Source organism: Flectobacillus longus (assembly GCF_030056705.1).
In the GTDB taxonomy this organism is placed as follows: Bacteria; Bacteroidota; Bacteroidia; order Cytophagales; family Spirosomataceae; genus Flectobacillus; species Flectobacillus longus.
On the sequence record NZ_JASHIC010000027.1, the window covers coordinates 91164 to 106909 of the forward strand.

Here is a 15746-nt window from a genome sequence, read left to right on the forward strand (position 1 = left end):
TATGGAAGAGTAAAACAATTTAGTGGATGAGTGATTATTTTAAGAATCTATATTCTAGTGGTATAAACGCAATGCTTTGCGTCTAAAAAGGAGAATCCTCCAGCATATAAAAAGGCGGTCGAAAAACTCATTTCGACCGCCTTTTTATATGCTAAAATCACTCAATAAATTTACTTATCTTACCGCAGTAATATCTGAAACAGCAAAAAGTGCTTTGTCTTTTGCTTCAGGATTTACAAAAACAAAATATAGGTTTTGTGTACCTGTAGCATCTGCTAAACCTAATTTTACAGGTTGTGTATTGCCTTTACCTACCTCTACCGAACTTAATACTTTACCTGTTGGCGAGCCAATATGCAACTCGATTTTACCTCCTACTGTACGTTCGTCAGAAGCAAAAGCTGCCACATCAAAAGCCTTTAGGCCTGTAAGGTCAATGTTTTCGAAGCCGATATATCCTTGGTTTTTAGTCGCTGCTACAATTTCGCCCAAACCATCAATTTTTACTTTCATCGTTTCTTTTTGAACGTCATAGCTTGTTGCTCTAAATTTGGCGCTTCTCAAGGTTACGGTTTTAGTAGCATTCTGAGAGCCTAAACTTCCAGCGCCTTTATCGGTATAACTAGCTGAGAAAATATAAGTACCAGCTTTGCCAGTATCTTTCGTCAGGTATTCACCTTTAACAGGCTTGCTTGCTTTGCTGTCATCTGCCAACGACAAGATGTATTTTACCATTTCGGTAGCATCAGCTTTGCTTACTTGTGGGTGGGCAGCCATAGCTTGCTCGCCCCAAACGCCACCACCACCTTTGATGATTTTGTCAGAAAGTTTACCTTCGATTTGGAAAGCACCTTTGTATTTCTTGGCTACTTCTTTATAAGCTGGTCCGATAGATTTTTTGTCTAGCGAGTGACAAGCCTTACAGTCTGATAATTCAATCAAGCGTTTTCCTGACAATACGCTCATATTTTGTTGGTGACCTTGTGCAATGATGGTTTTATCAAATCCTTCAAGATAGTCTATATTTACTTGTACATCTTCTGCTTTGATTTTTTTGTTATCTAACGAACCATCTTCCTTGTCAGCAACTTTTACTTCGTAAGCTACTTTCTCATCATTCCAATAGAATGACTTGTTGCCTTTAATAGTCAAAGCCACTTTCGGAATATCATTTCCTACTTTGATTTCTACAGAAGCTTCTGATACATTACCCGCCACATCTTTTACTTTGAGAGTAGCCTGGTAAATACCTGGTTTTGTAAAAGTAAAACTAGGATTGTTCAGCTTACTTTTTGGTGCGCCTTTTGCAAATGACCATTCGTAACTAAGCACATCGCCATCGAAATCTTTTGTACCCTCAGAAGAGAAATTTACTTTGAGTGGCACAGCTCCAGCTACCTTATCAGCACTAATTTGGACTACAGGCTTACGGTTGCCAGCATTGAATTCGATACGTGACAAACGCGCATCTTCATTCTGAGCAAACCAGTTTTGACCATACTCCAACACATATAAAGCTCCATCCTTAGCAAATTGCATATCCATTGGGTGGCTAAATACCGTATTTGGCATAAAGCGCTCCATCGAAACAAAATCACCATTTGGTTTCATCGTAACGATATTGATAAAGTCACGTGCCCAGTCATAAGCAAAGAATTTTCCATCAAAATATTTAGGAAACTTTACATTCGAATTTTGATAATCGTTGATATAGTACACTGGACCACCCATAGCATTACGTCCGCCTTTGCCAACAATAGGACCAAACTCTGGCGAATCTGCATAAGGGTAATAAATAAAGGCTTTTTGTGCTGGAGGCAATTCTCTCAAACCAGTATTATGTGGTGAATCGTTGATAGGTTTCTGTGGATCAAACTTGCTACCAACTGAATTGTCCTCGAAATTACGCTGATTATAAGCACGGTTGTCGGCAACAAACAATGGCCAACCAAAATAACCAGCTTTACGAGCTTGGTTTACTTCATCATGACCACGAGGACCATATTTGTCTGAGTTTTCACCTGCATCAGGACCAACTTCTCCCCAATACAAATAACCAGTGTGTTTATCTACCGAAATACGATATGGGTTACGGTTACCCATTACATAAATTTCAGGGCGAGTTTTTTCGGTACCCACAGGGAAAAGGTTGCCTTCTGGAATCGTGTAAGAACCGTCGTCTGTTGGTTTAATTCTTAGAATTTTTCCTCTCAAATCATTGGTATTTGATGACGTAGCACGAGCATCCCAACCCGCACGACCTGCACGATTGTCGATAGGAGCAAAGCCTTCTGAAGCAAATGGATTTGTGTCATCACCTGCTGAAAGGTACAAGTTTCCTTTGCTATCCCATTCGATTGAGCCACCAGTGTGACAACAGTCAGTACGTTTTACAGGAACTCTCAATAACGTTTTTTCAGAAGAAAATACCAATGTATCTTTTACATCATCGTAAACAAATCTTGAAAGTCGGTTGGCGGTATCAGCGCCTGCAACTTCATAAGATGGACTGTAGAATAAGTAAATCCATTTGTTTTGATTGTATTTTGGGTCAATATTCAGACCCATCAAACCATATTCAAATTTTGAATATACGCGCAAATCGGCTGCTACTTTGGTTTTTTTCGTAACGGGGTTATATACCTTTAATAAACCTTTTCTTTCTGTAAATAACACTTTACCATTATCCAAAACTGCCAATTCGGTTGGCTCATCAAGGTTTTTGTCTAATACAATTTTAGTAAAACGGTTTTCTTCTGGCGCATATTCGCTACGAGCTTTTGAGTAATCTAGTGCCAAACCAGAAGCCGCCCACTGCAAGCCTCCCCAAATATGACTCATTGGGATTTCGTCTGAGAAAGTCTCATGTGTATGTCCCCAGTTGGTGTAAAATGCACGTCCACCATCATATTCATGATACCAAGACATAGGGTGGAAATCGCCCATTTTACCTTCTTGATAAGATTTTTCGTCGAGAGTAATCAATACTTTAACGTCTTTGTTAAACTCTTTGAAATCATAGAATTCATCTTTTCTTTCAAAAGTTGTAGGCAAAGTACTTGTCGAAATATGGTTTTTGTCAGTTACTGTAAATTTACCCATCTGAACATTCGATACATTTTTGCCAGGGTGACCATTAAAGTAGCCTCCAACCAGCTTGCCGTACCAAGGCCAGTCATATTCAGTATCTGATGCTGCATGCACACCCATAAAACCGCCTCCCGCTTGGATATAGCGCTCAAAAGCTATTTGTTGCGCAGGATTGAGTACATCGCCTGTAGTACTCATAAAGATGACAACCGCATACTTTTTAAGATTGTCTTCTGTGAATTTTGAAGCATTTTCGGTAGTATCTACGGCAAAGCCGTATTTCTGACCTAGGTCTTGCATGCCCTTAATACCATAAGGAATTGAGCTATGTCGAAAGCCAGCAGTTTTAGAAAACACTAGCACTTTTTTGCCCTGCAAAGGATTGGAGGTCTGTGCCTTTAGAGAGAGAATGGCTAAAGAGAAGAGAGCCATTAAGGCGAGCCTTAATTTTTTCATAATAAATTGTAATTGGATAGTTTGAAAGAAACCAATATAGATAAATACGTTTTTGAATAATACCCAAATTAGCCAAAAAACTGCTTGTGTTCTATACTGTTCTGTAATTGTGGTTGAATATAAATAAAAAAAGTTGGATTAGGATAGTTTTTAGAAAGAGGGAAGAGGGATGAAATGTTCAAGAAAAGACTAAATTTGTGCTTAGTGCTTTGATACAAAGGACTTCAATATTAATTCACTTCAAAAATTTTAAGGAGGCAAAGTGTAAAGCAACGGAGTCTTTCATTTTGTACTAAAACTTATTAAAAACTATGCGTCTTATCAAACGAATTTTAATGGGGCTACTTATCGTAGTCGTGCTATTGGGGCTAGGAGTATTTGTCTGGCTCAAGTCTAAAGTGGCAAATCATGACCAAGAAATAAATCTACAAGGACTCACACAACCCGTGGAAGTACTGTGGGATGATTTTGGAATCCCTCATATATATGCTCAAACCGAAGAAGACGCCTATTTTGCTTTGGGCTATGTACATGCGCAAGAAAGACTTTTTCAGATGGAAGCCCTTCGTCGCTTGGCGGATGGACGCCTCTCGGAGGTATTCGGCGATATGGCATTGGAAAGTGATAAGTTTTTCAGAAGTCTTGGTTTTAGAAAATATGCAGAACAAACCATCGCACAGTATCCTAAAAATGAAGGCTATATAAAAGCTGCTTCGGCGTATGTGAATGGCGTCAATGCGTTTATCGAAAATGGAGATACGCCTGTAGAATTTGAACTTTTGAAAATTCCCAAAACGCCTTTTTCAAATCTTGATTTACATATTATTCAAGGCTATATGGGCTTTTCTTTTGCTGATGCTTTTCGCACTGACCCGTTAATGACCTATATCCAACAAATTCTTGGCGAAGAATATACCAAGGATTTGGTAACAACTTGGGCAACCAATGCGGAGAAAATCCCTGTTACAAAAGGTAATGAAAAAGAAATAGCATTCCGCAAAGGTACCGAATCCGTACAAAATTTGTTAGCATTGGGCAACCAAGTGCTTGAATTACAAAAAGCAGCGCCTTTTCCTACGTTTCATGGTTCAAACTCATGGGTTGTGGCTGGAAGTAAAACCAAAAGTAAGGGCGTAATTTTTAGTAATGATACTCATATTGCATTCTCTCAGCCTTCAGTATTTTTTGAGGCTAATTTGGTTTATCCTAATCAAAACTTTTATGGAAACTTCATCGCTGGTATTCCTATGGCTGTGATTGGGCATAACGATAAAGCTGGCTGGGGCTTAACGATGTTTGAAAATGATGATGTTGATTTTTATAGAGAAAAAATAAATCCTGCTAATGCCAATCAGGTTTGGTTTAAAGACCATTGGGAAGATTTGACGATTAGAAAAGAAGTCATAAAAGTAAAAGGAAAACCAGATGTAGCTGTGCAATATCGCTCGTCGAGACATGGTGTTTTGATTAATGAGTTTGATAAAAAGTTTGCTCATGAAAAATCACCTGTTGCCTTGTGGTGGGTATTAACACAATTTCCTGACCGTTCTCTAAAAGTCTTTTATGATTTGGCTCATGCTACCGATGTTAAACAAGCGGAAGCTGCTGCTTCGATGATTCATTTCCCTGGTCTGAACGTAATGTATGGCGACGCCAAAGGCAATATTGCTTGGTGGGCATCGGCAAAACTCCCTAAGCGTCCTGCTCATGTAAAGCCCTATATGATTCTGGATGGTGCTAGTGGCAAAGATGAGATAGAGGGCTGGTTAGATTTTTCTCAAAATCCGCATGCCGTAAATCCTGCTAGTGGGTTTGTGTATTCTGCTAATAATCAACCTGAAGATATGGGTACAGGCTTGGTAGCAGGTTATTATGTTGCGCCAGATCGTGCGACTCGTATTAAACAGTTGCTCAATACGCCCAAAAATGATTGGACTACAGAGGATATGCACCAGATGATTACTGAGCATAAAAGCGCTATGGCGCCAACCGTGATTCAAAGTATTGCTCCAATTATTAAATCAACAGGACATACAGAACTCCTGACTTGGGATGGTACACACGATTTGGAAGATATCGAACCAACGATTTATTACAGATTTTTGTATCGTATGTACGAGGCTACTTTCAAAGACGAACTAGGTGCTGAAGGATTCAAAGCGTTTATCAATTCTCAAACTATGAAGCGTTCTTTACAAAACTTTATCGTTAATGATACTTCTAAATGGTGGGATAATAAGGATACAAAAAATATAGAAACTCGTACACAGATTATTCAATCGGCACTAAATCAGGCTTATACTGATTTGACAGTTCAACTTGGAGCGGATAAAAAGGCGTGGTATTGGCAAAAAGTTCACACGCTCGAGCACGTGCATCCTGTAGGTAGACAAAAGCCTTTGAACAAACTCTTTAATGTAGGACCTTTACCAGCTATGGCAGGTAAAGAGGTAATCAATAATCTTGATTTTCCACTTGATTCTTCAGGATATTACAAGGTTAGTTATGGCCCAGCTTTGCGTCGTGTGATCGATTTCTCAAAACCTTTTGAAGGTCAAAGCATTAATCCAACTGGACAATCGGGATATTTCATGAGTAAACATTACGATGACCAAGCTCGTATGTATGTAGAAGGGAAATTTAGAGGAGAACTTATTCGAAAAGAAGACGTAGAAAAAGTTAAATCAGGTAAGCAGGTGTTGAAGCCAAATCAATAAAAGGTGTTAAGTGACAAAGGCACAGAGGCACAAAGTGTTCTAAATAAATCACTTTGTGCCTCTGTGCCTTTGCTACTGTTCACTCCAAAACTCTTACCAATCACGGCGATGATGATGACCTCTTTCTGGCACAACAATTACGACACGTTCACGTCCACGGCGATTGTTATATGAATAAGAATCAAATCTTCTAGGGTTGTTGCGAATATCGTATGGATTACGTGGATCTACAGGAAAATAACGATTAGCCCATTGTTGGCGATGTGAGCAATAACTATAGGTATCGCAATTGCAACGGTAATCATAATCATTATAACGACCATGCGAATGATTGTCATACACTGGACGAGGATCGTAAGGATTTCGTGTATCAAAAACTCTACTACGTTCATCATAAGGGTTACGAGGATCTAATGGAAACTCACGGCTAGGTGCATTTCTCGAATAGTCATCATAGCGATTGTTATTGTAAGGATTATTTCTGTTATAGTCATCGCGACGGTCATATCCTTGAGCAAAAGTAGAGCTTGCAACCAATACAAGCCCTAGGCTCAAGATAGCAATAGTGGAAAGAAATATGTTACGTTTCATAGCACTTAATTGATTTTTGATTGAGAATTTGACTATAAAACGGGTGTAAGAATCTGCATATTTTAGGGCTATGTGTTAATGATTTGTTAAACCAAAATCTAACCCAAATCTAATCCTGTAGCGCTAACTTTTGGTATAACTTGCATGTTCAAATAGCAAAGGGAAAAGCTATCATAACAAGGCTTTGATTCCTTTCAAACAGACAAATAAACAATGACAACTGAAATTCTTATTTCACTGCTTACCCTGATTGTACTTGAAATCGTTTTGGGTATCGACAACATTATTTTTATTTCTATTCTTTCTGACAAACTCCCTCCCGAAAATCGTAAAAAAGCAAGATTGGTAGGTTTGAGTCTTGCGCTAGTTTTGCGTCTAATCTTATTGGCAGGTATTAGCTGGATCATGAAGCTCGATAAAACCTTAATGACGGTTTCGGGAATAGATTTTTCGGGAAAAGACTTAATTCTTATTGCAGGGGGCTTTTTCTTACTGTATAAAAGTAACAAAGAGATTTTTGAAAAAACAGAAGAGGGAGAGCATGCTAGTTCGACACCAGTACCCAAATCGTTTGTCAAAATTATCGGACAAATTTTGTTACTAGATTTAGTCTTTTCGATTGACAGTATTATTACGGCAGTGGGTTTGGTAGATGAGTTGTGGGTGATGTATGCCGCTGTAATTGTGTCGATTTCGATTATGCTAGCAGTAGCTGGAGCAATTAGTAGTTTTATTAGCAAACATTCATCGTTGAAGATTTTGGCGTTATGCTTCCTCATGATGATTGGTATTACGCTAATCGCAGAAGGATTGAATTTCCATATTCCTAAGCAATATATCTATTTCTCAATGGCATTCTCCTTCTTTGTGAATATGATGCAGATTAGAAAAACGAGTAAATAATTTGTAAGCTAGCTGTAGAGACGCAATGCCGTGCAAGTATTGAGTGATTTGTGATTGAGTGCATGAGTGATTTATGTTAAAATTTGTATTCTATCCGGAGAGATGCAATGATTGCGTCTTAAGCTGAGTCAGGTAGCAAAAAAGCGGTCGAAAATTGTTTTTTCGACCGCTTTTTTGATGAAATTGAGAGAATCATCCTAGTTTCAGAATGGTTCATGTTTATTCATCACTTTCCCAAAAATTAAGTAATCGTGCAGAATTAATTCTAATGAATGAGGTAAAATATTAGTAGTCAAAAACTTATACTCAAAACTCATCACTCACAATTCAACACTTATACTCACTTACTTATTCACATCCATTGTTCTTGTCAACGTAGTGGGTTTAGAGGTATCTAGCACTACAGTTTTACGAATCGTTTCATGACCGTCGCTGATTTCGAAAGTATATTTTCCATCACCAAGCTCAGACATATCAAATTTACCATGATACGACTCTGTATTTTTACGAACAGTGGAGGTATTTAGGATTTCGCCATCTTCGTTTTTCAAGGTAATCGTTACCGATTTTCCAATGATTTTTTCAAGCATGATATTCATTTTGGCGGCACCTTTGGTTTGGTACATGCCAATTCTGAATGTTTTGGCTTTGGCAGTGTAATTACTGCTATTGTCGTTATTGTCGGCTAATGAGACAAATGAAGTCAAAGCCATTAAAATTAATACTACAGGTTTAAAGAGCGTTTTCATATTATTGAATGAGAAGTTTAAATGAGGCCTACAGTCTTTTCAGACATTCAGCATATTAGATTAAAGAGGAATTTTACTGCGCTGTCGGCTCGTGGCTTTCAGCAATTTATATATTCAAAAAAGAGGTTTAGCCTTTATATATATTCAAAAAAAGAGGTTTTGATGACTTGTAATCTTTGAATTATCGGCGGTCGGTTATTCGTAATTACCAATACTCGACCGCCGAGTGTCCATTCTCTAGCGTTCGTCGGGCGCTCAAACTGGACTATTTATTAACTGTCAGGTTTCTTGTTGTTTCTTGCGTTTCAGGAGACTGAAGGTTTACAGTCTTAACAATTTTCTCAGTTCCGTCAGTGATTTCGAAAGTATAAACTCCGTCTTCCAACTGGCTCATGTCAAACTTACCGTAATACGAAGGGGTATTTTTCGCAACATACTCTTGGTGTAATACTTTTCCCGAAGGGTCTTTCAAGATAATCTTTACTTGTTTATCCTTTACTTTTTCAAGCATCAAATTCATATTCAATGAATTTTTGCTTTTGAACATGCCAACTTCAAACGTCTTCGTCTTATTTGCGTTGCTGTTGTCGTTGTTTGCGAAACTAACTACAGATAAAACTGTTAATGCAGAGATTGAGAAGAGTTGAGCGAACGTTTTCATGACTTTTATAAATGTTTAGAAAGTTAAACCTTAATGCTTGATTACGTGTCAAGAAGAAAAGTTTTGATTGAGAGTTAATTTTAAAACTGTTTTTGAATCTTTAATGTACTTGTTGTGCTGAATTCTTGAATCAAAGTTATGTGTTTTAACCAGTACCTTGCAATACAAAATACCATAATCGGTCGTCTAGTCGGTTGAATGGTAAAAATCTCGGTACAAATTGTTGAGATATTGACTAAACTGGTAGGATATATGGATTAACGGTTAAGGCAGGGCTTTTCTTTGCGAATTCTATCCATAAGATGCAGGCAAAAGCAGAGATGTTGCATGAAGATTGAAAAAAAATATTTTTTTTCAAAAAGTAGTACAGGGTTACAGGAGCAAAGGCACAAAGAGAAATGAGTCCTTTCGATTTTCAATTCATCAAATTTTCAAATTACGTAATATCCATCAAATCCTGTAGCCATTCTTAAAGTCCGCATACCATTCTTACAATCTTTCTTACAGGACAGCCCTCGACTGTATAATATTGTATCAAGTAATTCGAGAAGATTTTGTAAATTTCATTCTTTACAAATCTACATTATACTTTATCCTCAAAATCAAAACTATGTCAACAGAAGAAAAAAGCATCGGGAAGAAAATTCTGAGTTTCTTTATTCAAGATGTACCCGAATCATCGCCTGCTACGCCCAGTCAAAGCGTAACACCTGAGCCTCAAGCTACACCTGTTAGTCAGAATGTAGTACGACCACCAGAGACGAATGCTAGTACGGATAAGAAGTTTGTTGACCATTTTGTGCAACTACTCGAAAAAGCCAATCTTCCGGGTGCCGACTATTTTGAGTTTATGCAAACCATGAAAAGTTTGTCTGGCTTAGGCTTATCAGAGGAAAAGCAGTTTCAGGCTGCTTGGGCAAGTTTTAGAACCATGGGAGGCGTTTCGGACATTAATATATTGGTCAATACCGCCAATCAATATGTACAAATTCTTGAAAATGATAAAACGGCTTTTTTGAAAGATGCCGAAGCAGCAATTAAAGAGCGTGTAGGAAATCTGCAAAATCAGGTAAAACAAATGCAAGATGAAAACAAGCAAATGGCCGAGCAGATTATTGCTTTACAGAAAAAGATAGAACAAAATAATAGCACTATAGAGAAAGTATCGGGCGATATTGAAGAACAAAGTGCCAAAATCAATAACAACAAAGCGAGTTATCAGGTTACACACGATTTTTTTGTTGATCAAATCAAGTCTGATATTTTCAAAATACAAGAACATTTGTTGAAATAAGAGACTCTTGTTAGGTCTAAACTTTTAAATTACTTTGTGCCTCAGTGCCTATTCGACTGTTCTCTAATAGAAATTAACCAAAACCAATTAAACTAATGGCAGATTTATCACAAATCGGAGGAGGTGATGCTCCCCAGAAATCATTTTGGAGTAAACCCGAAGGTATTACCTCATTGTTGTTCCTAGGAGCAGCAGGGGCGGTGGGCTTGTATTACTTCAACAAGATTGTTGAGTTTTTGATTAAAGTAACTGAAAATACGCTTTATCTCGGAGGCTTGTTAGCCGTATTAGGTTTGTTTGTGTTTTTGATAACGAGTAAAGATGTACGCACAGCGGCATTTTTCTTGTTCAAAACTACGATGCGCAAAATTGCAGGTTTGGTGATTCAGCTAGACCCTATCGCAATTATGAAAATCTATATCGAAGATTTGAAAGAAAAGCGTCAAAAGATGTCTGGACAAATCGATATTTTGGCAGGTCAGTTGGTTAAATTAAATAAGAAAATCAATGAAAATAATGACCAAATCAAGCAAAAATTTGCGGAGGCTAACAAAGCAAATACCATGATTGATAAGCCAGGCATGAGAGAAGCTGCGTCGTTGGCAACGATTGAAGGGGCTGGTTTGCAAGAAATGAATGAGAAATTGTTGCCTTTACAACGTAACATGAAGACAGTATTGAGCTTTATGGAAAAGGTACAATCATCTGCAGATTATATTATTAAGGAAACCGAAATCAAGGTAAAATTGAAAGAGGCTGAATACGAAATCGTAAAAAGTAGCTCGAACGCCTTGAAAACAGCTATCAGTATTTTTAAAGGAAATCCTGATAAAAAATTCTACTTCGATGAGTCGATGGAATATATCCAAGACGATATGAGTAAGAAATTAGGAGAGATGAAGCGTGCGATGGATTTGTCAATGGACTTTATCAATGGCGTAGATATTCAAAATGGTATTTTGACCGACAAGGGTCAAGCCATGCTTGAAGCATACAATAGCGGTGAGTTCAAATTGATCAGTCTGGATTCGTCACCAAGCACTGGTTCTTCGACACCACATATTCCTCCTGCGAAGGATTCAGGATATAAAGGTTTGTTAGAATAAAGTACCCAAGCGAGAGACAGTAACTTGTCTCTCGCTTTTTTATAGCAAAAGCCCTTCCCTAAATAATTTAATCCTTCGTTTGTGATTAGCTAGAGAAGCTATAATTTTGCAAACCTTATCCAAAGGCAAAAGGTCGGCTAAGTAGTTGACTTTAAAGTTGCAAAAATTACAACTTCATGGCTAAAAATCGCTTATCAGAAACAGTTTCGGCATCGACATCAGTACCTAACACGGAAAAATCCAAATCAGTATATTTCCCTAATCTTAATGGAGTACGGTTTATAGCGGCTTTCAGTGTGTTGGTACACCATATCGAGCAAGCAAAAGCTGCTTTTGGTTTGCCCAATTTATATTCAAATCATATTGTTAAGCATGCAGGAAAGCAGGGAGTAGGTTTGTTTTTTGTGCTTAGCGGTTTTTTGATTACTTATTTATTGCTTAGTGAAAAAAGTAAAAACAACGGTATCAATATCAAGAATTTTTATGCTCGTCGTGTGCTTCGTATATGGCCTATTTATTACATCATTGTACTTTTAGGCACCTTAGTTTTACCACATTTCAAGCTTTTCTATTGGCAATCGGCTGCGGAGGTATTAAGTAATGTAGAAGCTTTTTGGCCTCGTTTGTCGTTGTTGATGATGATTTTGCCGAACCTTAGCTTCATTTTTTACGAGTTACCCTATCTGTGTTCACAAACTTGGTCGATTGGTGTCGAAGAACAATTTTATTACCTTTGGCCTTGGTTGATTCGTGCTAATTCTTGGAAAGCAAGAATTGGAATTATTGCTATTTTTATACTTGCAACAGCCTCTATTTTCTTGATTTATTTCTTCTTTTTTACTAGCAATACCATAGACGATTTACCTAGATATGTACTATTCTTCTTTAGTCAATTTCGTATTATGATGATGGTAGTAGGAGGGGTAGGAGCCTATTTGGTCTTTACCAGACATACTATTTTGAATTTTCTATTTCAGAAAAAAATACAATTTATAGTTTATGGAATATTGTTATTTATTATCATTTCTGGCTATGAATTTAAAGGAATAAATCTTGAAATACTTAGCATATTTTTCTGCTATTTTATCGTAAATGTAGCCGTAAATCCACAGTCGATAATTAGTCTTGAACAGCCAATTATATCGTATTTGGGTAAAATTTCTTACGGACTTTACATTTATCATATCGCTATCAACGTTGCTATCATGAACCTTTTACAGCCTTATCAACACACATGGTCTTTGGGTGTTTACAACTTGGTTATGTATGGGCTTACAATAGGTTTGACTGTTGGAGTAGCAAGTTTATCTTTCCACTTTTTAGAACAAAAATTATTGGCTTTTAAGGTAAAATTTAGCCATTAGGCTGTCAATAGTAAAGAAGCGTATGCCGATTATCGATGTATTTATTGCTAAGCTTATAGCAATGGGTTTGGCCTTTGTTGCCCAGTATATTTTATGGAAAAAATATTCAAGCTACCAAACATGGCTTACTCAAAATCAAACAGGAGTAGTTAGTGCTTTGGTAATTTTTACCCGTATTATTCCTTTTATTTTGGTTTTTGTGATACTAAAAGAAGAGCCGCGTGGCGATGTCCCCTTCTTTTATTATAAGGCCTCTCATGCAGTACATCTCGATTTGGTCTATCGTGACTTTTGGTCATTTCATGCCCCTATCTTTTCTTATATCATTGCATTGCCTTTGCTGATTGTCGATCATGCTAGCTCGATTGTTGCTTTAATGATGGTTGGAGAATTGATTTGTGTATGGCTAACCTACAAACATTATCAAAAGGTATCGTCGGAGGCTTATGCCAAATTACTTCATTATTTGATGTTACCAGCACCTATTATTATATGCTTGTTGGGTGGCCAAGAAGACATTTGGTTATGGGGTTTTGCTTTAGGAGCTTTGATGGTTTGGAAAAAATCAAATAGTGATTTTCGTCTGGGGTTGATGTTTGCTTTGTCCCTGTTATGTCTAAAAGTGACGGTAGCTTTTTTCTTATTCCCGTTATTTTTCTTAATAAAAGATAAGTTTAAGTTTATTCTGAGTATGGCTGTGGTTGGTATTCCAAGTTTGGCCTTGCTCTATTACTTAGTTGGCTGGGATTTTTTGATGTTAATCAAACATACCGAAGACCCATATTCGCCCAATTTATTTTCAGTTTTGCGCCCTTTCATTGGAGCTAGTGTCAACATTACGAAAATGAACTGGCTTGGACTAGGACTTTTTTTGCCTTTAACAACATGGATTGGTTTTAGTGTCAGAAATAAATCATTTGAACAAGCATTTCCTTTGTTGTTTATTCTCACTTATGGTTTGATGCAGTTGTTTTTACCAAGTGCGATGGCGTATTATATGTTTATATATTTGGTCATAATTGTGTTTGAACTATGGCAACACAAAGATGGGAGTTTCTTTTTTGTATTACTCTTGTTAAACTTTCTGCTAATTGTCGAACCATTTGTATATGTCTATTACAAAAATCCTGTTTTTGATAGTTTTGAAGTATTGTCTAAATCAGGTTATGGACTAGAATATCTATTGCAATGGGCTTTTGTAGTAACCCTGATTTATGTACTGCGAGTATGTTATTTGCGTTTGAAAGCTTTACCCGAACTAGCTCAGAAATAGACGATTAATCAGATAGTTTCTGAAAAAACTGGGTGATGGCAAGACTTTTCCGTAACTTTGCAGTTCACAAAAAATTGACTGAGGCGAGCGACAAAAGAAAAACGGCTTGCGAATCAGTAAGTTACAAGTTATGACTTTCGAAGAATTTGATTTAAATAGACAATTACTCAATGCCATTGCCGATGCTGGATACGAGACTCCAAGTCCGATTCAGGAACAGGCCATTCCATTGGTAATGTCAGGGCACGATGTATTAGGAATTGCACAAACAGGAACAGGTAAAACGGCTGCGTATTTGTTGCCTATTTTGATGAAAATCAAATATGCACAAGGTATGCACCCACGTGTATTGATATTGGCGCCCACCCGTGAATTGGTGATGCAAATAGACGTGACTATTACTCAATTAGCTACTTATACGGATATTCGCCATGTGGCAATATATGGAGGATTAGGTCCCAAAACACAAATAGAAACGATTAAAGCAGGCATTGATATTTTGGTGGCTACGCCAGGTCGTTTTATGGATATTTACCTCAAGGGCGATTTGGTGGTGAAAGAACTTAAAACGCTCGTACTTGACGAAGCCGACAAAATGATGGATATGGGCTTTATGCCGCAGATTCGTGGTATTTTGGAGGTAATTCCTTCTAAGAAACGCCAAAATCTATTGTTTTCTGCCACATTCCCACCACGTGTAGAGAACCTATCGCATGAGTTTTTGGAGTTTCCCAAAAAAGTTGAGGTAAGTCCACAGGCTACTACAGCCGAAATGGTCAACCAGATATTGTATGAGTTACCTAACTTCAAAACCAAAATTAATCTGTTAGGCTCGTTAATGACCGATTCAGAGCGATTCAACCGCGTGATTGTGTTTTGTAGGAGTAAAGAAGTGGCAGATAATATCTTTAAATTCTTGGCAAGAAAAGTCGTTCCAGAAGATAGAATTCGTGTGATACATGCCAATAAGGGGCAAAACACCCGTATCAATTCAATGGATGATTTCCGTGAAGGAAATATTCAGGTATTGGTAGCCACTGACGTTGCCGCAAGAGGTATCGATATCCAAATGGTGAGTCACGTAATCAATTTTGATGTTCCTATCATTTATGAAGATTATGTACACCGAATTGGTCGCACAGGTCGTGCCAATCAAACAGGTGAGGCTATTACTTTTATGACGATTGCCGAAGAGTATCACGTTAAGAAGATTGAGAAAATCATCAAGATGCAGATTCCTCGCTATGATTTACCAGAAGGCTTGACCATTGAGCAAACGCCATTTATCGAAAATCAAGAAATGCTTCGTGAGATAGATGCTCAACGTAAGAAAGAAGACCCAACTTTTAAAGGAGCTTTTCATGAGAAAAAAGATATTAAAGTAAAAAGTAAAGAAAAGCAAGAACGCCAAAAGAAAAAGATAGTAGCAGGAGGTAAAGGTCCTAAAAATGGTAGTTTTGGGGCGAAGGCAGGAGGAAGTTCTTCTAGAAGAAATACAAAGCGTAGATAATAAACAGGGATTCTATGCGTTAAAATAAGGAG

The 15746-nt window shown here is 37.5% G+C and carries 11 protein-coding genes; 7 read left to right on the plus strand and 4 right to left on the minus strand.

Translation table 11 applies throughout. The annotated features are described in order from the left end of the window. Nucleotides 1–174: 174 nt before the first annotated feature. Nucleotides 175–3546, minus strand: coding sequence for a ThuA domain-containing protein (locus tag QM491_RS19610; protein ID WP_283329230.1), 3372 nt, complete (start codon nt 3544–3546; stop codon nt 175–177). Nucleotides 3547–3857: 311 nt separating this feature from the next. On the opposite strand from QM491_RS19610, the gene QM491_RS19615 reads away from it, so the two are divergent. Beyond that, the gene (locus tag QM491_RS19615; protein ID WP_283329231.1) at nt 3858–6263 is read left to right on the plus strand and encodes a penicillin acylase family protein; all 2406 of its coding nucleotides are present in this window, start codon (nt 3858–3860) and stop codon (nt 6261–6263) included. A gap of 93 nt (nt 6264–6356) precedes the next feature. On the opposite strand, the gene QM491_RS19620 is transcribed toward QM491_RS19615, so the two are convergent. Then, nucleotides 6357–6854 carry a hypothetical protein gene (locus tag QM491_RS19620; protein ID WP_283329232.1) on the minus strand — a complete coding sequence of 166 codons (498 nt, stop codon included), beginning with the start codon at nt 6852–6854 and terminating at the stop codon, nt 6357–6359. Nucleotides 6855–7067: 213 nt separating this feature from the next. Here QM491_RS19620 and QM491_RS19625 point away from each other — a divergent pair, with 213 nt between their 5' ends. After that, entirely contained in the window at nt 7068–7757 is a 690-nt protein-coding gene (locus QM491_RS19625; RefSeq protein ID WP_283329233.1) for a TerC family protein, read from the plus strand. A gap of 344 nt (nt 7758–8101) precedes the next feature. On the opposite strand, the gene QM491_RS19630 is transcribed toward QM491_RS19625, so the two are convergent. Both QM491_RS19630 and QM491_RS19635 read right to left on the minus strand, forming a co-directional pair. Further along, nucleotides 8102–8506: a T9SS type A sorting domain-containing protein gene (locus tag QM491_RS19630; RefSeq protein WP_166553247.1), complete on the minus strand. Its 405-nt coding sequence runs from the start codon at nt 8504–8506 to the stop codon at nt 8102–8104. A gap of 265 nt (nt 8507–8771) precedes the next feature. Further along, nucleotides 8772–9167, minus strand: coding sequence for a T9SS type A sorting domain-containing protein (locus QM491_RS19635; protein ID WP_283329234.1), 396 nt, complete (start codon nt 9165–9167; stop codon nt 8772–8774). A 610-nt stretch (nt 9168–9777) separates the two neighbouring features. Here QM491_RS19635 and QM491_RS19640 point away from each other — a divergent pair. From QM491_RS19640 to QM491_RS19660, 5 genes are all read left to right on the plus strand, one after another. Next, nucleotides 9778–10461, plus strand: a complete 684-nt coding sequence (locus tag QM491_RS19640) for a hypothetical protein (protein ID WP_283329235.1) — start codon at nt 9778–9780, stop codon at nt 10459–10461. Nucleotides 10462–10556: 95 nt separating this feature from the next. After that, nucleotides 10557–11567 carry a hypothetical protein gene (locus QM491_RS19645; protein WP_283329236.1) on the plus strand — a complete coding sequence of 337 codons (1011 nt, stop codon included), beginning with the start codon at nt 10557–10559 and terminating at the stop codon, nt 11565–11567. Nucleotides 11568–11743: 176 nt separating this feature from the next. Further along, nucleotides 11744–12931: an acyltransferase family protein gene (locus QM491_RS19650; protein WP_283329237.1), complete on the plus strand. Its 1188-nt coding sequence runs from the start codon at nt 11744–11746 to the stop codon at nt 12929–12931. Between the two features lie 22 nt (nt 12932–12953). Beyond that, a complete protein-coding gene (locus QM491_RS19655) occupies nt 12954–14204 on the plus strand; it encodes a hypothetical protein (RefSeq protein WP_283329238.1) in 1251 nt (416 codons plus the stop codon). 130 nt (nt 14205–14334) lie between these two features. Further along, nucleotides 14335–15714, plus strand: a complete 1380-nt coding sequence (locus tag QM491_RS19660; protein WP_283329239.1) for a DEAD/DEAH box helicase — start codon at nt 14335–14337, stop codon at nt 15712–15714. The last annotated feature ends 32 nt before the right edge of the window (nt 15715–15746 follow it).